This is a genomic window from Nonomuraea sp. NPDC049152, from assembly GCF_040648355.1.
In the GTDB taxonomy this organism is placed as follows: Bacteria; Actinomycetota; Actinomycetes; order Streptosporangiales; family Streptosporangiaceae; genus Nonomuraea.
In genome coordinates this window covers 9,102-28,838 of sequence record NZ_JBEZDO010000038.1, presented here as the reverse complement: position 1 = coordinate 28,838, position 19,737 = coordinate 9,102, and the positions used below count along the sequence as shown (strand labels likewise).

Below are 19,737 nucleotides of genomic sequence, written 5' to 3'. Positions count from 1 at the left end.
AATAGAACGGAGGCGGACGGGAATCGAACCCGCCAGGCCGAGGACCTCGGCCTCGTCGGTTTTGAAGACCGCGGGGGCCACCAGGCGCCCACACGCCTCCAAAGCAGAACCTACCCGCAGGTGAGCGGGTTGAGGCCGAAGCGGCACACGGTCAGGCGGGGCGCTCGTCGGCCAGGCGCTGTCTCTGGGGGACGACCGTGTACTTCGGGTCGGCGGCCGAGGCCCTGCCCGCCTTCAGGACGCCGAAGCGGGTGCACAGGGCGCCGGCCGTAAGGGCGAGGCCGGACAGGGCGGTGAGCGTACGGCTGCGCCCGGCGACGACGGCGAGCAGCCCCCCGCCGGCCGTCAGCGCGCGGGCCGAGCGCATCAGATGGCCCGCCCTCCCCAGCCGGTACGGCTCGCCGGCCGGCCCCAGCCTGCGCTCCATCACCGCGCCCGCGACGGTCTCCATGGCGGCCCCGAGCACCGCCACCGCACGGGCGGGCCCCGCCTCCGCACGCGGCGTCGCCAGCATGCCCATCGCCCCCGCGCCGGCCAGCGCGCTCCCGGCGAACAGGAAGGGCAGCTCCCTGTACGCCTCGTGCCAGGCGGGCACGGCGGTGTCGGCGACGAGGACGGCGGTGTAGGTGGCGGTCAGCGGGCCGGTCACGCCCGTGGCGAGGACCGCCGCGTCGCCCACGACGGGAAGGATCCCGGTCAGCTCGGACGAGGCGGCGACCGCCGACAGCCCGCCCTGTGCGGCGAGGATCCAGGAGCCCACGCTCATCGGCGAAGTCGGTTTGAACACGCGCAGCATGTTGAGGAACCGTTCGGGCCTGCCCAGCTCGGCGGCGAGGAGGCCGGCGCCGGTGGCCGCCCCGAGCGCCGCCGCGACCCGGGCGGTGCGGGCGAGCCGGTGGTGCCCGGTGAACCCCGCCACCACGGCCATCATCGACGAAACCCCCGACAGACCTCCCAAGTAGAGATATGTGGGCATGTGGGGTTCATGCCAGATCGGACCCTTGATCACCGGCCGCCCGTAGTACGACCGGAACTCGGCCTCCGGCACCATCGACCGCTCCCGCGTCACCGCCGCTCCCCGTTGCCGAACCCCGCGAAGGCCACCGCCACCACCCCTGCCACCGACAGGGCAGCAGCCCCCGCCCAGCGCCACATGGACGGCAGGTCGCGGGTGGTCACCACCGGATCAGGGGGCAGGCCGTAGACTTCCGGCTCGTCCAGGAGCAGGAAGAACGCGCCCGCGCCGCCCACCCCGTCGTCCGGGCTCTCGCCGTACAGCCTGGCCTCGGGGTGCCCGTCGGCGTGCAGCCGTTCCACCCGGTCCTCGGCCCGCTCCCTGAGCTCGTCGAGCGGACCGAACTGGATCGAGTCGGTCGGGCACGCCTTGGCGCACGCCGGTTCGAGGCCCCCGCGCTGCCGGTCGTAGCACATCGTGCACTTCCAGGCCCGCCCATCGCCCTCCCTGCGGTCGATCACGCCGAACGGGCAGGCCGGCACGCAGTAGCCGCAGCCGTTGCAGATGTCCTGCTGCACCACCACCGTGCCGAACTCGGTCCTGAACAGCGCACCGGTCGGGCACACGTCCAGGCACGCGGCGTGGGTGCAGTGCTTGCACACGTCCGACGACATCAGCCAGCGGTCCACACCGTCGTCCTGGTCCCCGTTCATCCGCACGGGACGCGTCTGCTCGATGAAGGCCACGTGGCGCCAGGTGCTCGCCCCGAGCTGCCCGGTGTTGTCGTAGGAGGTCGCCTCGAACACGAACCCGTCGTCCGGCAGCTGGTTCCACTCCTTGCAGGCCACCTCGCAGGCCTTGCAGCCGATGCAGACGCTGGTGTCGGTGAAGAAGCCCATCCGCTCAGTCATGGCGGTACACCTCCAGCAGCTCGAGCATCGCCCGGCCCCTCGGCCGCCTGCCGGGCCGTACGTCGCAGGTCACGGCCTTGCTCTCCTGGATGTAGACGTTCGGGTCGAGCACCAGCGGCAGCAGGTCGTTGGCGACGTCGCCGGTCACCAGGCCGCCGCCGCCCCACCCCCAGTGGTAGGGCAGGCCGATCTGATGGATCACCCTGCCCTCGATCCGCAGCGGCCGTACCCGGCCGGTGACCAGCACCCTGGCCTCGATCACGGTACGGCTGGTCACGATCGTGGCCCAGCCGCCGTTGACCAGCCCGACCTCGGCGGCGAGCTGGGGGGACACCTCGCAGAACAGCTCGGGCTGCAGCTCGGCGAGGTAGGCCAGCGGCCGGCTCATGGCCCCCGCCGTGTGGTGCTCGGTGAGCCGGTACGTGGTCAGCACATACGGGAAGCGGGGCGACTCCGGCGGGTTGTAGGGGCTTTCCGCACGCGGGTAGATCTTGCGCGCGGGGTTGGCCTGCTGGCCGTACAGCGGGTTGCCGACCGGCGACTCGTGCGGCTCGTAGTGGGCGGGCAGCGGCCCGTCGGCCAGGCCCGCCGGCACGTACAGCCAGCCCTTCCCGTCGGACTGCATGATGAACGGGTCGCTCCCGGCCAGCGCGGCCTCGGCCCTGGCGCCTTCGGGCGGCAGGTAGTCGGGCGGCTTGTTCCGCTCGACGTCGGGCACGTCGAGCCCGGTCCACTCGCCACGCTCCGCGTCCCACCAGATGTACGCCTTGCGCTCGCTCCACGGGCGGCCCTCGGGGTCGGCGGAGGCCCTGTTGTAGAGGATCCGCCTGTTGGCCGGCCAGGCCCAGCCCCATTCAGGCGCCACGGGCGTCTGCTCCCGGCCGGGCCTGCGCCGGGCGGCCTGGTTGACCTCGTCGGCGTAGACGCCGCAGTAGATCCAGCAGCCGCACGCGGTGGACCCGTCGGGCCTGAGCTGGGTGTAGGCCGACAGCGCCCGCCCGTCAGGCCCCACACCGTTGATCTCGCGGAGCACGGCCGCCGCCGACGGGTCCCTGTGCTCGCCGTGCTCGGGGTAGTCCCACGTCAGCTCGCGCAGCGGCCGGTCGATCTCGTCCCCCGTCAGCCGCTCCCGCAGGAGCCTGCCGAGGTGGTAGTAGAACCACAGGTCGCTGCGGCAATCGCCGACCGGGTCGAGCGCCTTCTCCCGCCACTGCAGGAGCCGCTGCGTGTTGGTGAAGGTGCCGTCCTTCTCCACGTGGCTCGCGGCGGGCAGGAAGAACACCTCGGTGGCGATGTCCTCGGTGCGCATCTCCCCGGTCTCCAGCTCAGGACCGTCGCGCCAGAACGTGGCCGTCTCCACCAGCGTCAGGTCGCGCACCACCAGCCAGTCGAGGTTGGCCAGGCCGAGGCGCTGGGCACGGCCGTCCGAGGAGCCGACCGCGGGGTTCTCCCCCACCACGAAGTAGCCCTTCACCATCCCGTCGATCTGGCCCATCACGGTGGTGTAGTGGCCGTGGTCGCCGGTCAGGCGCGGCAGATGGTCGAAGCAGAAGTCGTTCCCCTCGGTGGCCGCCTCTCCCCACCAGGCCTTGAGCAGGCTCACCAGATAGGAACGCCGGTTGCCCCAGAAGCCGGTGTCGCCTCCCTCGCGCTCCAGGTAGTCGTCCAGGTTCGCGTGCCGGTGGGCGTGGGGCATGGCCAGGTAGCCCGGCAGGATGTTGAACAGTGTCGGGATGTCGGTCGAGCCCTGGATGCTCGCGTGCCCGCGCAACGCCAGGATGCCGCCGCCGGGACGGCCCACGTTGCCCAGGAGGAGCTGGAGGATCGCGGCAGTGCGGATGTACTGCGCGCCGACCGTGTGCTGCGTCCAGCCGACGGAGTACACCCACGCGGTGGTGCGTTCCCTGCCGGAGTTGGCGGTGATCGCGTCCGCCAGCTCGGCGAAGTCGTCCGGCGAGATGCCGCAGAGCCGCTCCACCAGCTCCGGGGTGTAGCGGGCGAAGTGCCGCCTGAGGATCTGGTAGACGCAGCGCGGGTGGCGCAGCGTCGGGTCCGTCGGCGGGCTGGGGTGCGCGGCGGCGCCGCCGGAGCCGTAGCGATCCGCCCCCGCCGCCTGGACGTGGTGCAGGCCGCCCTCCAGGGTCTCTCCCGGCGCCTCCTGCTCGCCCGTGCCCTCGTACGACCAGCTCCTCGGGTCGTACGTACGCGTCTCGGGATCGAAGCCGGAGAACAGCCCGTCGAGATCCTCGGTGTCCTGGAAATCCTCGGACACGAGGGTGGCGGCGTTGGTGTAGGCCAACACGTACTCACGGAAGTCCAGCTCGTTGACGAGGACGTGGTTGATCAGGGCGCCGAGCAGCACGATGTCGCTACCGGCGCGGATCGGCACGTGGCGGTCGGCCAGCGCGCTGGTCCTGGTGAAGCGCGGGTCCACGTGGAAGACCTTCGCTCCCCGCGCTCTGGCCTCCACCACCCACTGGAAGCCCACGGGATGGCATTCGGCCATGTTGGAACCCTGGATGACGATGCAGTCCGCACCTGCCAGGTCCTGCTGGAAGGTGGTCGCGCCGCCACGCCCGAAGCTGGTCCCCAGACCGGGGACGGTGGAGGAGTGTCAAATACGCGCCTGGTTCTCCACCTGGATCGCGCCCATGGCGGTGTAGAGCTTCTTCATCAGGTAGTTCTCTTCGTTGTCGAGCGTCGCCCCGCCCAGGCCCGCGATGCCCAGCGTGCGGCGCACGACCTTGCCCTCATGGGTCTGCTGCCAGGTGTCCCTTCGCGTCCTCAGCACCCGCTCGGCGATCATCTCCATCGCGGTGCCGAGGTCGAGCCGCTCCCACTCCGTGCCGTACGGCCTGCGGTACAGCACGTGGGTCTGGCGGCCCGGATGGGTGACGAGCTGCTTGCTCGCCGAGCCCTTGGGACACAGCCGGCCGCGCGAGATGGGCGAGTCGGGGTCGCCCTCGATCTGGCTGACCCGGCCGTCCTTGACGTAGACGAGCTGGCCGCAGCCGACCGCGCAATAGGGGCAGATCGAGCGGGCGACCTTGTCCGCCTCCTCGGTGCGCGGCCTCAGGGCGTCGGTACGCGCCGACCGTGCGGCGTCGCCCCTGCCGTCCTCTCCCTTGAGCTGCCGAAACACCGGCCACCGGGAGAACCATCCCCCACCTGCCACAATGCGAATCCTGCCCTGATCCGTCCGGCCTAACCGCCGTCGCGGGGCCTCGCCGACTCCGTCCTCACCGTGGTCCCGTCGCCCCTGCGAATCGAACCGCCGGTTGGAGGTTGGCAGGCGCCGAGGCCGCCGATCAGGATGACGAGTCCCGCCACGCCGATTCGGGGTAACGCGTATGCAGCAGTCCGCGGCAGAAATCGGCGTTGCCCTCGATGCTGACCCGGACGGCACGGGCGAAGCGCAGCTGCAGGGCGGCCTCCTCAGCGGGGATCGGTTCGCCGCGCTGGTCGAGGAGCAGCGGCGACCGCGGCGAGCAATCCAGCCCGAGTTCGGCCCGGCGGTGAAGCAGCCGGGCCAGCTCCTGGGACTCCGGGACGTCGCCCAGCCGCAGCCGCGCAGGCTCCACACCCTCGGCGGTCAACCGCGTGACCAGCCGGTCGAGGCTCGCCAGGTAGGCCTTGCGCCGGAACGTCAGGCGCAGCTCGTCGGGTTCCCCGCCGGCCTCGCCGGGGAAGGACCCGGTGAACCCCGCGTCCTTCGCGACACCCGCGTTGATCTCGTGGGCAGCGAAGTGGTCCTCCAGCTGGATATCCACCGAGACCACGCCGGGGACCGCTCGCGCGGCGTCGCAGGCGTCGGCGACCATCAGGTAGGCGAAGTTCGGTGCGCAGAAATACGTCGGCAGCCGCAGCCGGACCGAAACGTGCCCCTCATGGACCTCGGCCTTGCTGACGAACCCGAGCTCGGTGATCGGCTCGTCCAGCTCCGGATCCCGCACGGTCGCCAGCGCCTCCCAGATCCCACCGTCGGGAGGCGACGTGCTCATGCCGGCACCTTCGGCCCGGAGGCGATCGGTTCGCCGCTACCCGCATGAGCCTCCACGACGTCCAGCTCAGGCGGCACCGGGATGTCGTAGAGCCGGGCGGCGTTGAGGCCCAGGATCTTCTTCTTCACCTCAGGAGTGAGCTCGCCGTACTCCCCGCGCATGTCTTCGGGGATCTGGAAGTCCACGAACCGTTCGATGAGCCACTTGGGCGTCCAGATCGCGTAGTCGCTGGCGAAGGTGATCCGGTTCTCGTCGAGCCAGTACAGCAGTTCGCCGATCACCTGGGCGAAGTAGCGCGGCCTGGAGTGTATGAAAGGCATCACGACCGCGAGCCCGGCGTAGACGTTGGGCTCCTGCGTCGCGATCCAGCAGAAATCCTCCAGTCTGGGCAGCCCGCAGTGCTCGACGATGAACTTCAGACCCGGGAACTCGCTCGCGACCTCGTCCACGTCGGTCACATCGAACGCATCCAGGTTGAGCGGGTAGATCGTCGGCCCCTTGTGAACGTGAATGTTGCGAATCCCGAGTTCCTGGCATTTCTCGAGGTACCGGTAGGACCACGGGTCGGACAGTTTCCAGCCCTTCGAAGCGCCCTTCCATTCGGCGGTGTAGAGCTTGACCCCTTGGAGACTCCAGCGCTCCGCCAGCGCCTCGAGTCTGTCGAGGCCCGCTTCACCGTCGCGCGGATCCCACGACCCGTTCACGATGAACTTGTCCGGGTACTTCTCCGCGAGCACTCCGTCCTGTTCGGTGGTGTTGAAGCCGTTGACGAAGAAATCATTGAGGTAGGTCGGCTGGAAGATCGCCTTGTCCACGTAGCCGACCTCGAACACGTCGTGCAGGATCCGTTCCTCGCTCTGCTGCCAGAAATCCTCCAGCGACCAGACCTCCGACGCGGGCGAGAGGTTGCGGTGATAATCGTAGAAGCAGTTGATGAAGCCCTCGCCGTAGCGGTTGGCCTGGTTCGACGGCCTGGCGTCCCAGAAATGGATGTGCCCGTCGACGACGAAATACTGATGGCCATCCTTTTCGTACATCTCAGCTCCTTGTCGGTACGAGAATTCCCCGACCTTGCAGGCGCCCGCTGTCCAGGTCGTCCATGGCTTCATTAACGGCTTCGAGGGGGTATTTCCTGGTATGCAGCCGCACTTTCCCTTGCGCGGCGAGAGCCATGAGCTCGTCCAGATCGTTGTAGGAGCCGACGAGGTTGCCGATCACGTTGATCTCGTTGGAGATGATGTCGATCGTGGGGATCTCGACACGGCCCCCGTAGCCGATCACGAAGTACGAGGCCGCGCGGCGCAGCATCGCCACGCCCTCGGCTTCGGTGCCTGCCTCACCGACGAAGTCCAGCACCACGTGCGCGCCCTGCCCGCCGGTGAGGTCGGCCACCGCTTCGACCTGCTTGCCGTCGGCCGGCACGGTATGCGTGGCGCCCAGCCCCTTGGAGAGCTCGAGCGCCGCCGGCGACCGGTCGACGACGATGATCTCGGCGGACGTCATGGCGGTCAGGCACTGCACGCCGATGTGACCCAGCCCGCCGGCGCCGATCATCACGACCTGCGCGCCCGGGTGGAGCAGCGGCACCGCCTTGCGTACCGCGTGATAGGCGGTGAGGCCCGCGTCGGCCAGCGCGGCGACGTCCGCGGGCTGCAGGGAGGGATCCAGCTTGACCACTGACCGGGCGTGGGTGAGGAGTAGTTCGGCCATGCCGCCATCGGTGTCGATCCCCGGGAACTTCGAGTCGGCGCAGTGCACGTCGTCGCCCGCGCGGCACGCCCGGCACAAACCGCAGGTGACGAGCGGGTGCAGGATGACCGCGTCACCGGGCTGGACGCCTGTCACGGCCGAGCCGACCTCCCGTACCCAGCCGGCGTTCTCGTGCCCGATCGTGTACGGCAGGGCCACGCCGGACTTCTCCGCCCACTGACCTTCGACGATGTGCAGGTCCGTACGGCACAGCCCGGCTCCGCCGATCTCGACCAGCACGTCCAGCGGCCCGCTGACCCTGGGGTCAGGGACGTCCTCGACCACCGGACGCTTGCGGTACTCGTGGAGCCGTACGGCCTTCATCGCCACTCCCTGACCGACGAAAGGTTCTAGCTCGATCGTTGGAGGGTCGCCGGTGACGGTCAATGGCCGGGATTTCACGAAGCCGGAATTTTGCCCGATATTTCACAATGCCGGGATTTCGGGGCGGCTACCGCAAGATCCGGAGCGCGGTGTCCCCCGTTTGGTGGCATAGTCCGCGGAGGCCTCGTCGTCCTGGAGCTTGGGGGTCCCTATCGGCGGGCCGACCCGGCCCGGTGCCGGGATAGTTCGCCGAGCGCCGAAGTGTTCCCGGTCTAGCGTCGGCTGCGTGAGAATCTCGCCGGACACGGAATCGCATACCCTCGCCCCCGCGGGCGTCACCGCCGTGCTGTGGTCCTCGGCCTGCGGCTCCATCCACGCAGCCGCATGACGCCGGCGGAGATGGTCGCCGTCTTCGCGGCCGGCGTCAGCGCAGGCGCCGTCAACACCGTCGTCGGCTCCGGCTCGCTGATCACCTTTCCCGTGCTGCTCGCCACGGGCATGCCGCCCGTCACCGCCGCGGTCTCCAACACACTCGGCGTGATCCCCGGCTCCATCAGCGGGGCCATCGGCTATCGCACGGAGCTCAGCGGCCAGAGCCGGCGCATCCTGAAGATGAGCGTCAGCGCCCTGCTCGGCGGCCTCGCGGGCGCCACGCTCCTGCTGGCCCTGCCCGCCACGGCGTTCGAGAAGATCGTGCCGGCCTTGATGGGCCTGGCCCTCGTCCTGGTCGTCCTCCAGCCCCGGATCAGCGCAAGCGTGCGGCGCCGCCGCGAACGCGCCGACGACTCCGCCCGCCCCGACGGCGGCCGGCTGCTTCTCACCGGGCTGACACTCGCCAGCGTCTACGGCGGCTACTTCCCCGCCGCCCAGGGGATCATCTACATGTCCCTGATGGGCGTGCTCCTCGACGAGACCCTGCAACGCCTCAATGCCGTCAAGAACGTCCTCGTCGCCGTCGTCAACAGCGTAGCCGCGCTCTTCTTCCTCTTCTCCGCGGCTTTCGACTGGACGGCCGTCGCACTCATCGCGGCCGGCTCCGCTCTCGGCGGCCCGATCGGGGCCAGAGTAGGCCGCCGCCTCAGCCCCGCGATGCTGCGCTCCCTCATCGTGACGGTGGGCACCGTCGCCATCGTCCAGTTGCTACGTCACTGACCCAGGACCTCGGCAGGACCGGTCAGGCCACGGGGTGCGGTGCCGTTTGGGAGTGAGCGGCCATCAGGCGATCGATGAGCGCCAGCAGCACATCGCGGCCCGCCGTACGGTCGCGGGCGTCACAGAGCACCAGCGGCACCTGCGGATCGAGATCGAGTGCCTTGCGGATCTCCTCCTGTGTCCGGTCCCTGACGCCATGGAAGCAGTTGACGCCGACGACGAAGGGGATGCCGCGGCTCTCGAAGAAGTCGATCGACGCGAAGCTCACATCCAGCCGGCGGGTGTCGACCAGGACGACCGCGCCCATCGCTCCGTTGACGAGGTCGTTCCACATGAACCAGAACCGTTCCTGCCCGGGCGTGCCGAACAGGTAGAGCACGAGTTCGCTGTTGATGGTGATGCGCCCGAAGTCCAGCGCGACGGTGGTGGTGGACTTGCCGCTCACGCCTTCCAGGTCGTCCACGCCGACGCTGGCATGGGTCAGGTACTCCTCGGTGCGTAGGGGGGCGACTTCGCTCACCGCGCCGACCAGGGTCGTCTTCCCGACGCCGAAACCACCGGCGATGAGGATCTTCACCGCCAGGGGAGCAGCGTCCCCGTGGTCAGAGGTTGCGTAGTCCATCCCTCACCGCCTCAAGGATTGTCACACTGGGAAAGCCGCCCGCCTGTGCGAAGGCCAGCGGTGGCCGGGCCCGCATCTGATCGGCCTCGATCAGATCGCCGATGAGGATCTTGGTCACTGACACCGGGAGGTTCAGCGCGGAGGCGACCTCGGCCACCGCCAGGGGCCGCCTGCACAGAGTGAGGATCGTGCGGTGCTCCGGCTGCATTCTTCGCAGGCCGTGTCCGGTCTCCGGAGAGACCGCGGAAATCGCCGTCACCAGAGTGATCAGCGTGAGGTCGTCCCGCTCGGAGGAGGTTCGTCCGCCGGTGATCGTATAGGGACGGACAAGGGGCTCGTCGGCGTCATCGTCGTCGAAGCCCTCCGTCCAGTGCTTCATCCGCGTCTCCCCGCATCATCGGCCTGCGGGGTACGCGCGTCGGTTCCCAGCTTCTGGCCGACCTGCTGGATCAGGGTGTGCATCGCGACGGTCATCAGTTCGGCGTCGACCTCCTGGGACGCGACCACGGCCAGGTGGGTGCCGCGGCCCGCAGCCGTGACGAACAGCCACAGGTCGGCCATCTCGATGATGACCTGGTGGACCGGCCCGCCGCTGAAGAGCTGCCCGACACCGCGAGCCAGGCTCTGCTGGCCGGTGGCGATCGCGGCGAGGCGTTCGGCGTCCGAGCGTTCGATGGTCCTGGACCGGCTGATCACCAGGCCGTCGTCGGACAGCACGATGGCGTGCCGGGTGCCCGCGACCCGGTCGACCAGGCCGTCCAGGAGCCAGTCCAGGTCTGTGTCGGTGGCGGTGGTTCGCTGCGTCATCTTCGATCTTCCGTCGTAGGGGAACTGGGCTCGGGGGATCCGTTCGGCCGGGGCTCGAAGGCGTCGTCACCGGTCCTGAACCTGCGGGACTGCCGCTGGAACGCGCCGATCGTGGCGCTGGATCGGCTGGACCTGTCGCGTGCGGCCCAGGTCTCCTGATCGGTCTGTTCATCCCTGTCCGCCGGGACTTTGAGCTCGGTGACCAGGCTGGCCTGGCGCACCCGCTGGGGCAGCGGCCGCTGGTCGGACGACGGGGGTACGTCGCCCCGATCCGATGGTCCGGCGGCGGGTGTCGTGACGTCCGCCATCGCGCGTCCCCTGGAGCGAGTCGGCAACTGCCCGTCCTCGTGGGGCGGGCGGGGACCGGGCCTACCTTCCTGCGGGTGGGGCTGCGGACCGGTGGGGCCCTGGTGGACCCCCTCGGAGCGCGCGGCCGGCCCGGGTACCGCTCGCGGGCGGTCCACCACCAGCGGTTCAGGGAGCAGCACGATGACACGGGTGCCGCCGAAGGCCGACGGCCGCAGTTCCACCTTGAGGCCCAGGCTCGCGGAGAGCCGAGCGACCACGTACAGGCCGAGACGCACATCGTCGGCGTGGGTCATCACGTCGAGCTGCGGGGGCGACTTCATCAGGGCGTTGGCGGCGGCGTACTGCTCGGGTTCCATGCCCAGGCCGCGGTCCTCGATCTCCACGGCGAGGCCCCGGCTGACCAGCGCGGCCCGCACCTCGACGGGGGTCGGCGGCTTGGAGAAGGAGGTGGCGTTCTCCATGAGTTCCGCCAGGACGTGGACCAGCGGTCCCACCGCGCGCTCGGCTATCCAGGGTTCGCCCTCGACCTCGATCGAGATCCGTCGGTAGTCCTGGACCTCGCCTTGCGCGGCGCGCAGGACATCGAGCATGCGTACCGGCTTGCGCCAGCGGCGCTGCGGCTGGCCGCCGCCGAGGATCACCAGGTTCTCCTCGTAACGGCGCAGCCGAGCGGTGAGGTGGTCCAGATCGAACAGGCCCTCCAGCACCTCGGGGTCCTCGTGCTTGCGTTCCAGTTCGTCCAGCTTCTTCAGCTGCAGGCCGATGAGGATCTGGGTACGGCGGGCGATGCGCTGGAGCATGCGCTGGAAGCCACGGTGTTGCTCGGCCTGCCGTACGGCGGTGTGGACAGCGCTGCGGCTGGCCAGGTTGAGGGCCTGACCGAGCTCGCCGAGCTCGTCGGACGTGGGCTCGACCATGCGTACTTCCGCGTCCACGTCGACGTCCTCGCCGCGCTCCAGCCGGGCGACCACGTCGGGCAGCCGCTCCTGGAGTTCCTGGGCGTCCTCACGCAGGCGGAGGATGCGCCGGCGAAGAACGGCGGTGAGTCGCCAGCTGGTGAAGATGACCAGGATCAGGGCGAGCAGGCCCACGGAGGTGACGCTGATGAAGACCACGAAGAGCTGAGTGGCGTGGCTGTAGCCGATCTTCGCGACGTTCTCGAGCCGGAGGCCGAGGAGTTTCAGCAGTTGCGCGTTGACCGTGTCCACCGAGGAGCGCCACGCGGGGCCGACCTCCCTGAGCGTCGCCTGGTTGCTCTCGCCGCTGATCCCTGAGGTGACCAGCCGCCCCTCCAGGGAGGTCATGGTCTCCCACGCCTTGCTGCTCGTCAGCGATGCGTACTGGCTCTCGTTACCCGTGAGACTGGGGATCACTCGGGCCTGCAGGAGGTGCTTCTTGGTGCCGATGGCGTCGGCGACAAGGCTGTACTCGTCCCTCGTCAGCTGCCCCGTCTCCCAGCCACGGGCCAGAATGGCCTGTTCGCGGCCGATCATGTCGACAGCCCAGAAAAGGTCGATCAGCGTCTGCGCCTGACTGCTCACCTCGCCGTGGTCGGTGTGGCTGAGGACGGTCAAGACGCTGAGGTCCGACTCGAGGACGCCGCTGTAGTAGTCGAACGCCTTCTGGTCGCTGGACAAACCGGCGTCCACCGCCCGGCGCTGCTGGTCGAGGAGGCCGAGGTCGCGTTCGGTCCGGGCGATGGCGTCGGCGAGCCCGTCCTGCCCGTTGGAGGTGTCCAGGGTTGTCAGCGGAAGGAAGGCGCTCACGGCCTGATCGGTCTCCGCGCGCTGCTTGGCGAGCTTGTCGCGGGCAGTGTTACGGGGGTTGGCCTGCGCCTCCGCAGTGAGCGTTCGCTCCCGATCAAGGCTGAAGAACAGGTTGGCCGCAGGTCTGCCGACGGTAGTGGTGGCAAGCTCCAGCTGGGCCTTCTCCGCCCGCCACTGACTGGACAGTTGGTACATGCCCGAACCCAGCAGTGGGGCGAAAGTCATGATCGGCACGAACGCGACAATGATCAGCACGGTACGCAGGGGCAGTCGGCGGCCACCGGCCGGGCGCCCTGCCCGTCCGCCGGTCGACCCCGATAACCCGTTCCCGTCGCCCACGGTGCCCGTCCGCCGTCGCCCGACCCTGCCCAATCCAGCCACGTGCAGGACACTCTCCTCACCGATCGGTGCGCCCATGACGAAAATCGCCAAACTAGGCGATTTGGTTGCCCGATAGTAGCCATACGGCACTTGAGGTCGAAAGCCCCTGCTTCACCGGCCGGGCCGCCGGCGTCGCGGTCCAGCGGGCGGCCCCGGCGGGGTTCTTCGACCGGTTAGTGCGCTGGAGGGTGGAACTGTACGGTTTGGCTCCGGCCCGAAACCGTTGGCGGTCTGTGCGAGCAGGACCAGCGCGAAGCCGGCTCGGCCGCACAGGATGAGTTTGACCTTGATATCGGTCCTTCCGTAGAGCCGTTGCCGTAGGGCAGGCTGGGGCCGGCCACGAACTCGAGGACCCGGTCGGCCATGGCGTCGGGGCGCGGTCGGGTCCGCGCTATGAGCCCCCACGTAGCTCCGAGTGACAGTTCGCGGAAACCAACGCTAAGCAGCCGCCCGTCAGTGACCGCACAGGTTCTGGGCCGGGTCGTGATCCGGCGCCAGCGACGCCGGTGTCCGTCCGTCGTGTTCGCCGGCGCTACTCGTGGTTCGCGACGTACTTGTCGAAGAAGTCGAATGTACGCTGCCACGCGTCGTCCGCTGCCGAGCGGACGAGGCCGTGACGCAGCGGGAACATCGCGAGTTTCGCGATGGGGTGATGGCCGTCAGTCATGAAGGAATGCCCAGCAGTCGGATAGATCTCCACATCGTGCTCGATGCCGAGCGCCCGCATATGCTCCTGCAGCCGCGCGCCCTGCGGCCGAAACCCTTGGTCGCGGCCACCGTAGGAACCCACGACCGGGCACACCGACCGCAACTCTTCCTGATCCCGGGGTACCACGCCATAATTCACCGACGCGGCTCGCACGCCGGGCGGCGCGCTCGCCGCGTATGCGAGGGCGAACCCACCGCCCATGCAGAATCCGATCACACCCAGCCGGCCACCGTCGACGTCCTCACGGTCGGCCAGCCATCGCCGGGTTGCGTCGATGTCGGCGGCCGGCCGACCCGGCTTTCCGGTCGCGAGCTGGTGCATGGCCCGCGCCAGGCACCCCATCCTGGTGCCGTGGCTGTATAAATCAGGCAGGACCGCCGCGTATCCATGTTCGGCGAACAGGTCCACGACATCCAGCATGTCCGGTTCGACGCCGTAGATTTCGTGCACGACCACCACCCCCGGCCATCCGGCCACGGGTGCGATCCCCTCCGGCAATGCCACCGTCGCCGCCAGTGAACTGCCGTCCGGCAGCGGAATGCGCACGTGTTGTCTCATCAGCACTCCTTGGCCGACCGATAAGGCGGAACGTAGCTTAAGGCGTCATCCCATGCCGAGCGGGAGTTGGCGGAGCGGCGACGCCCGCGGCGGCCTCCGGCCCGGTGTGCGGGGCCGGCATCCGCTCGTACTCCCCCGGGTCAATGGTTCGCCATCCCAAAGTGCCGGCTACCACCAAGGTCAAGCGCCCCGCAGGCGTCTACGACGGCACTCATGCCACGCTCTACCAAGGCACCATCACCTTCGGTGAGCTCTAAAGGCTTCTCTCGATTTCCCTTTTTCATTCGATGACAAGCCTCGCGGAGGGGACGCGAAAATCAAGGTCGCCTGGCGGCTCTGGCTCGGCGAGGACCAGTTGGTGCGCAGGGCCTTGGGTACATGGAGCAGGACGCCCCAAGGCAGAGATGAACCCACGTACTCGTATGTCTTTGACACTCGCGTGACCGGCTGGGGCGCCGAGACCGACATCACTCCTCCGGCCGCCGACGAGGTGGTTACGGTGGAAGACTTGGCGAAACCCAGTCCAGAAGACACCTCGCCGCCTTCGCTTTCTGGCAAATAGCCTCTCCTGTGAGGCATTGGCCTGCGCGTCGGGCCACTCGAGGGGCTCGTATGTCCTCGTATCGCCGCGCGGAGAAAGCCGCGATCCTCGGATTGGCGAGAATCAGCCCAGCCCTTACCCATATAGCCGCCTGGCCATCACGGCGGGCCGTCACGGCTTCAGCTGGTCGGCCTCCCGTACATCGCGGAGGTGGATGAGGACGTCGAAGGAGCGGGCGATCGCGAGGTCGCCGGGCGGATAGGGGTACTGCGTGCCGATGTTGCGCGTGGGGCGGGCGACGTCCAGCCAGGCGCGCGCGGCGGCGGGGGCGTTGCGGATGTCGAGGTAGTAGTCCCGGTAGCGGACCTTGTCGAGGGTGTACTCGTTCATGCCAGGCTCGGCCGCGCCCACGGTGAACTTCTTCCAGTCGCCGCCGAGAGCGGCGTCCTTCGACAGGAAGGAGCCCTGGTTGAAGGTGAAACCGATGGGGAGGTACTTCTTGCCCAATGCGTCGCGCAGGTACGACCCTTGCGTCTTGGGGTACAGCGCGGGCTCGCCGGCCAGGTATCCAACGTGGTCGTTCTGCGCCGACAGCAGCATCTTGTCGCCGGTGCGCCGCTGCCACCAGGCGGTGTTCTCGGCCATCACCTGGTCGCGGTAGCGCTGCGCGACGGGCAGCCAGGCCTTGTCGGTGAGGTCGAAGGCGAGGAATGTGGCCGTCTGGGAGATGGACCGGGCGTTCTGGACCGCAAGCTCGAACTCGTCTTCGTCTGTGCCCTTCTGGCTGCTGATCAGATCCAGGGCCTGCTGTGCCTTGGCCGCGAGCTGCTGCCGTTCCGCGAGGGGCTTGCCCAGGTAGGCGAACACGTCGTCGATCGGGCGCAGACCGGTGTAGAGCTGCGTGAGGTGCGGCAGCGACTCCGGGTGGGTCCGCTGCACGTAGCTGGTCACCCGGTTGAAGAAGTCGTCGCTCAGCTTGGGGGCGCCGATGTCGTCGCCCATGAGGTGGACCGTGCGGTCGGGGTGGCGGCGGTTGTGGTCGCGCATCCACTCGATGAGGCTCACGAACTCCTCCCGGTCCCACGGCGAGTTGGCCAGCGCCTCTTTCGCGATCTTCCGTGCGTCTCCCTTGCCGGTCTGCAGGTAGTCGTCGATCTGGAGCCCGGCGGACCAGCTCAGCTCCAGAGCGAAGGTGGTGAAGCCTCTCTCCTCGACGAGGTAGCGGAAGAGCCGCTCCTTCATGGCGAAGAACTGATGGGAGCCGTGGGTGGCCTCGCCGAGGCCGACCACCTCGGCGTCACCGACCATCGCGCCCAGGGCTCGCAGGTCGGCCGTATTCCCCCGGGGCTCGGTCGAACGCAGCGGGTGGGCCGCCTGCTCCAGTGCGCGGACCGGGTCCTGCTTCCCGCCGGCCGTGTCGGCCAGGGCCGCCACGGGGGTGAGGATCGCTCCCAGCGCGATCACCGCCGTCGCCGGCAGTCCCCGCCGGCCGATGCGCTTCCGGTCCCTCGCCATGTTGTTTACCTCCTAACTCGTGTATTGCCACTTGAGACGGATCGGACCTCACGGTGAGATCCATACGTCGACGAGCGTATGGCCACGCGAGTGCACCTCCCATGCCGCTGACCAGCATCTTTCGGGTGGCGCGAGCTGGTGCGCCAGGGTAGGGCAGGCACTACCGGGGGCCGCTGCTCGGTCGGCACGGCATCGCGTGTTTGACGCTGAGCACGAGCGGCGGCTCGCTTGTCAGCGGCTGCCCCTATCGTGCTCGGCGCATCGACGCGGCGCGCGACCGAACGGCAACGCCACCGAGTCATGAGCGCACACGCCTTGTGCACAGGGAGCTTGTCCCGATTCACGGGCACGGGCTGCGCCCCCACTGGCCGTGTTGGAAATGACTCGTCCAGTGCGTGGCGGACGCCCATTCGGTCCGTCTTGTACCAGGAAGGCATACAGACTCCTGAAGGCCATCGCCGTACGCCAGGTCGTAGGCGCCTCGCCTGCGGAAGGCGATCAGGAAGGTCTCCCCGACCACGTCCTCGGCCACCTCGGGCGCCAGCCGGAAGGAGACGTAGCGATAGATCATTCCGCTGTAACGATCGAACAGCGCCGCGAACGCCTCCGGATCGTCGAGCGAGTCCTCGATCAGCCGAGGTCGTACTGCCCGTCGTTCATTCGCTGCGCATGGCCGGCGGAGAGATTGTGACGACTAGAGAGCCATCAGAGATCACCAACGAACCTTGTATCTCATGGCTCGCCAGGATCAAGTGCCTCTGCAACCGAGGTGAACGATCGTGGAGGCATAGCAGGGAACCAATTGGAGCCCCTAGATGGCGATCAGTCGGTCAGTCATGGACATGGGGCAATGGGAACACGCCATCATTCAGCTGTTGAGCGCGGCGCGGGGTTTCCGCTATCTGTCCGGGAGACAACCAGCGGGTTCGTTCTCGACCGTTGCTCCCGGTCCATCCGGGTGCGGTGGGCCGTAGATCCGGCACTCGACGCCATGACCGTCGACCTTGTAAGGGCTCCAGAGCGCCCGCTGCTCGAATCGGACGTGGCGAAGATCATGCTTGGCGCGATCGGCGATGTTCTGCTGCGGGCCGACTACGTGGTGTTGTACCAGCGGGAAGGCCCTGATCTGCGGCTCGACGTCGTGTCGGGACCGCACCAAACCAAACGATAAGCGGCTGCGGTCAGCTGCTTTGCCCGGTGAGCGGCACTGTCTTTGACTCAATGCGAAGGCGGGCGTCCCATCCTTGGCAGGATGGCGGTGGAAATGGAAGCCGGCCACGCCCGAAGAAAACGTCGTCATGGACACCGGATGTCTGGTGCCCATGACCCAAACTGAGAACATCGCCTTGAGGGGCCTCGGAGATTCCGGACAGCGTCTGGTGGTCTGACTTACGCTGCGGACTGCCGGGTCAGGTACTGGTCTTCGACCTCTTGCGGAGTCTGATATCCGAGTCCTGAATGCAGACGTTTACGATTATAGAACCCTTCGATGAAGCGGACAACCTGACAGCGCGCCTTGTCTAGCGTACTGAAGGTAAACCGATTGAGCCATTCGTTCTTAAGAACGGAGAAGAACGATTCGGCCATCGCATTGTCCCAGCAAACCCCGGTTCGACCCACGGACTGCCGCAGGCCCATCCGCTTCAGCTTCCCACCGAAGACTCCCGACGTATAGTTCGACCCGCGGTCGGAGTGGAAAATCGCCTCGTCAGCAATGCGAACGTTGACCGCGGCCATGTCCATCGCCGCCTCGATCAGCGACGTCTTGTAATGGTCGGCCATCGCCCAGCCGACCACCTTCTTGCTGTAGCAATCGATGACCGTCGCCAAATAGAGAAACCCTTCCCAGGTCGGGATGTAGGTGATGTCGCCGACGAACTTCGTTCCCGGCGCATCGGCGGCGAAGTCCCGCTGGACCAGGTCGGGGATCCGATGATGGGCGTCGGCGTCGGTGGTGACCGGCTGCCACGGCGCCGGCTGACAGGCGACCAGGCCCAGCTCGCGCATCAGCAGCCGGACCGTCTCCACGCTCACCTCCTCGCCCTTGCGCAGCAGTTCCGCGCGGACCCGCCGATACCCGTACGTCTCATGGCTGTCGTCGAAAACAACCGCGATCAGCGCTTTTAACCGTTCACGTCGCTCGGCGGTCGCGGACATCGGGCGACCGCGCCATTCATAAAATCCCGACCGCGACACCTGCAGCCACCGACACATGTCGATAATCCTGTAGACAGCCTTCTCCGCGTCGATCAGCTCGTACTTGGCCGTTATCGATTCTCGGCCGCGAAGAAGGCAGCGGCTTTTTTCAGGAACGCGACTTCCTCGCGGAGCTTGCGGTTCTCCCGCTCCAATTCGAGTTCCCGCTCGCTCTTTTCCCCGCCCTTCCCGGGAGCGGCCGGCGCCGCACCTTCGTGTTCCCGCCGCCACGCTTTTACCCAGTTGTGCAAGGTGGTGTCGTGGATGTCCAACTCCCGAGCGACATGCGACACCGGACGATCCCCGCCCAGCACCATGCGGACGGCCTCATCCTTGAACGCCTGCGAGTAAGGGCCCTTACGTCGTGCCAACTACTGCTTCCTTCCGGGTCACCCCAACCCTAGTTGGGGAGCTGTCCGGAAGATCTAGGGCACCCCACCTCCGATGTCTCACGTCTTCTTTCTGCTGGTGCTTCCCCTGGCTGTGGTGGTGGTTGTCCTCGCGGCCTTCGCGTCACCGGCCTTGGCGTTGGTGGTGTACTGCTCCAGGACCTTCATGATCTCAGGAGTCAGCGCCTCTGCCAGCGCGGGCGCGAGAGCGTCGGCCAGAGCCGAGGACAGAACCTGTGCGAGCAGGAGCCTTTCGATAGTCGAGGCCTTCAGCATCGCGCGCGGCGCTGATGTGAGGGCTGTTTCGATCAGGGTGGCCATGGAGTCCCCGCCGCGGGCAAGAACCTTGGTGGACTGGCTGGCCTCGTTGAGGATGTCGCGAATGACGTCGTCGATCAGCGACTCCACCGGGTCATGCCCGGTCGGTTCGGCGGCTTCCTCTGACGCCATGAGTTGCTCCTCTGCGGTCGATGTGATCTGTCCCTAGCCCTCGATTCACGCGAGCTGAGGGACTCCTTTTCTGCCTGCGATCGGGAGTTGCGCCGCTAACGGTTTGCGAGCGCGGCGAGCAGAAGCGGGTGCTCGATGCCGCTCTCCTCGCCTCCCCTACGGCGACGCATAAGCATGGCGAGCAGGAGCGGGTGCTCGATGCCGCTCTCCTCGCCTCCCCTACGGCGGCGCATGAGCATGGACAGGAGGAGCGGGTGGTCGATGCCGCCTTCCTCTTCACCTTCCCCGCGGCGACGCATAAGCATCGCGAGCAGGAGCGGGTGCTCGATGCCGCTCTCCTCGCCTCCCCTACGGCGGCGCATGAGCATGGACAGGAGGAGCGGGTGGTCGATGCCGCCTTCC

The 19,737-nt window shown here is 68.0% G+C and carries 18 protein-coding genes and 1 tRNA gene; 2 read left to right on the top strand and 17 right to left on the bottom strand.

What is annotated here, in order from left to right:
* Positions 1-7: 7 nt before the first annotated feature.
* From AB0B45_RS43765 to AB0B45_RS43735, 7 genes are all read right to left on the bottom strand, one after another.
* A tRNA-Sec gene (locus tag AB0B45_RS43765) sits at positions 8-100 on the bottom strand.
* Between the two features lie 51 nt (positions 101-151).
* Entirely contained in the window at positions 152-1,069 is a 918-nt protein-coding gene (gene nrfD, locus AB0B45_RS43760; RefSeq protein WP_358143676.1) for an NrfD/PsrC family molybdoenzyme membrane anchor subunit, read from the bottom strand.
* Positions 1,066-1,866, bottom strand: coding sequence for a 4Fe-4S dicluster domain-containing protein (locus tag AB0B45_RS43755; RefSeq protein ID WP_358143674.1), 801 nt, complete (start codon positions 1,864-1,866; stop codon positions 1,066-1,068). The genes nrfD and AB0B45_RS43755 overlap by 4 nt, the downstream gene beginning before the upstream one ends.
* Positions 1,859-5,041: a formate dehydrogenase gene (fdh, locus tag AB0B45_RS43750; protein WP_358143672.1), complete on the bottom strand. Its 3,183-nt coding sequence runs from the start codon at positions 5,039-5,041 to the stop codon at positions 1,859-1,861. The genes AB0B45_RS43755 and fdh overlap by 8 nt, the downstream gene beginning before the upstream one ends.
* A gap of 133 nt (positions 5,042-5,174) precedes the next feature.
* Positions 5,175-5,867, bottom strand: a complete 693-nt coding sequence (locus AB0B45_RS43745) for an iron-sulfur cluster assembly protein (RefSeq protein ID WP_358143670.1) — start codon at positions 5,865-5,867, stop codon at positions 5,175-5,177.
* Entirely contained in the window at positions 5,864-6,904 is a 1,041-nt protein-coding gene (locus AB0B45_RS43740; RefSeq protein WP_358143668.1) for an amidohydrolase family protein, read from the bottom strand. The genes AB0B45_RS43745 and AB0B45_RS43740 overlap by 4 nt, the downstream gene beginning before the upstream one ends.
* Before the next feature lies 1 nt (position 6,905).
* Positions 6,906-7,940 carry an NAD(P)-dependent alcohol dehydrogenase gene (locus tag AB0B45_RS43735; protein WP_358143666.1) on the bottom strand — a complete coding sequence of 345 codons (1,035 nt, stop codon included), beginning with the start codon at positions 7,938-7,940 and terminating at the stop codon, positions 6,906-6,908.
* Positions 7,941-8,324: 384 nt separating this feature from the next.
* Between AB0B45_RS43735 and AB0B45_RS43730 the strand changes: the two genes are divergently transcribed.
* Positions 8,325-9,092: a sulfite exporter TauE/SafE family protein gene (locus AB0B45_RS43730; RefSeq protein ID WP_358143664.1), complete on the top strand. Its 768-nt coding sequence runs from the start codon at positions 8,325-8,327 to the stop codon at positions 9,090-9,092.
* Positions 9,093-9,114: 22 nt separating this feature from the next.
* On the opposite strand, the gene AB0B45_RS43725 is transcribed toward AB0B45_RS43730, so the two are convergent.
* From AB0B45_RS43725 to AB0B45_RS43695, 7 genes are all read right to left on the bottom strand, one after another.
* Positions 9,115-9,714: an ATP/GTP-binding protein gene (locus AB0B45_RS43725; protein ID WP_358143662.1), complete on the bottom strand. Its 600-nt coding sequence runs from the start codon at positions 9,712-9,714 to the stop codon at positions 9,115-9,117.
* Positions 9,695-10,093, bottom strand: a complete 399-nt coding sequence (locus tag AB0B45_RS43720; RefSeq protein ID WP_358143660.1) for a DUF742 domain-containing protein — start codon at positions 10,091-10,093, stop codon at positions 9,695-9,697. The genes AB0B45_RS43725 and AB0B45_RS43720 overlap by 20 nt, the downstream gene beginning before the upstream one ends.
* Positions 10,090-10,521, bottom strand: a complete 432-nt coding sequence (locus tag AB0B45_RS43715; protein WP_358143658.1) for a roadblock/LC7 domain-containing protein — start codon at positions 10,519-10,521, stop codon at positions 10,090-10,092. Before AB0B45_RS43715 ends, AB0B45_RS43720 begins: the two co-directional genes overlap by 4 nt.
* Positions 10,518-12,851, bottom strand: coding sequence for a nitrate- and nitrite sensing domain-containing protein (locus AB0B45_RS43710; RefSeq protein WP_358143656.1), 2,334 nt, complete (start codon positions 12,849-12,851; stop codon positions 10,518-10,520). Before AB0B45_RS43710 ends, AB0B45_RS43715 begins: the two co-directional genes overlap by 4 nt.
* 658 nt (positions 12,852-13,509) lie before the next feature.
* Positions 13,510-14,244: a dienelactone hydrolase family protein gene (locus AB0B45_RS43705; protein ID WP_358143654.1), complete on the bottom strand. Its 735-nt coding sequence runs from the start codon at positions 14,242-14,244 to the stop codon at positions 13,510-13,512.
* 712 nt (positions 14,245-14,956) lie between these two features.
* Positions 14,957-16,300, bottom strand: a complete 1,344-nt coding sequence (locus AB0B45_RS43700; protein WP_358143652.1) for an erythromycin esterase family protein — start codon at positions 16,298-16,300, stop codon at positions 14,957-14,959.
* Between the two features lie 340 nt (positions 16,301-16,640).
* Positions 16,641-16,871, bottom strand: coding sequence for a hypothetical protein (locus AB0B45_RS43695; protein WP_358143650.1), 231 nt, complete (start codon positions 16,869-16,871; stop codon positions 16,641-16,643).
* A gap of 420 nt (positions 16,872-17,291) precedes the next feature.
* On the opposite strand from AB0B45_RS43695, the gene AB0B45_RS43690 reads away from it, so the two are divergent.
* The gene (locus tag AB0B45_RS43690) at positions 17,292-17,471 is read left to right on the top strand and encodes a hypothetical protein (RefSeq protein WP_358143648.1); all 180 of its coding nucleotides are present in this window, start codon (positions 17,292-17,294) and stop codon (positions 17,469-17,471) included.
* Positions 17,472-17,689: 218 nt separating this feature from the next.
* Here the strand turns inward: AB0B45_RS43690 and AB0B45_RS43685 are convergent.
* The 3 genes from AB0B45_RS43685 to AB0B45_RS43675 form a co-directional block, all read right to left on the bottom strand.
* Positions 17,690-18,813, bottom strand: a protein-coding gene (locus AB0B45_RS43685; protein ID WP_358143808.1) for an IS3 family transposase whose coding sequence is annotated in 2 segments (ribosomal slippage) — positions 17,690-18,606 and positions 18,606-18,813 — 1,125 coding nt in all. Because the reading frame shifts where the segments join, the coding sequence is not laid out codon by codon here.
* A 132-nt stretch (positions 18,814-18,945) separates the two neighbouring features.
* Positions 18,946-19,293 (bottom strand): hypothetical protein, encoded by a 348-nt coding sequence (locus AB0B45_RS43680; RefSeq protein ID WP_358143646.1) that lies wholly within the window; start codon positions 19,291-19,293, stop codon positions 18,946-18,948.
* Between the two features lie 137 nt (positions 19,294-19,430).
* Positions 19,431-19,737: hypothetical protein (locus tag AB0B45_RS43675; RefSeq protein WP_358143644.1), on the bottom strand; the 307-nt coding region annotated here is incomplete at its 5' end.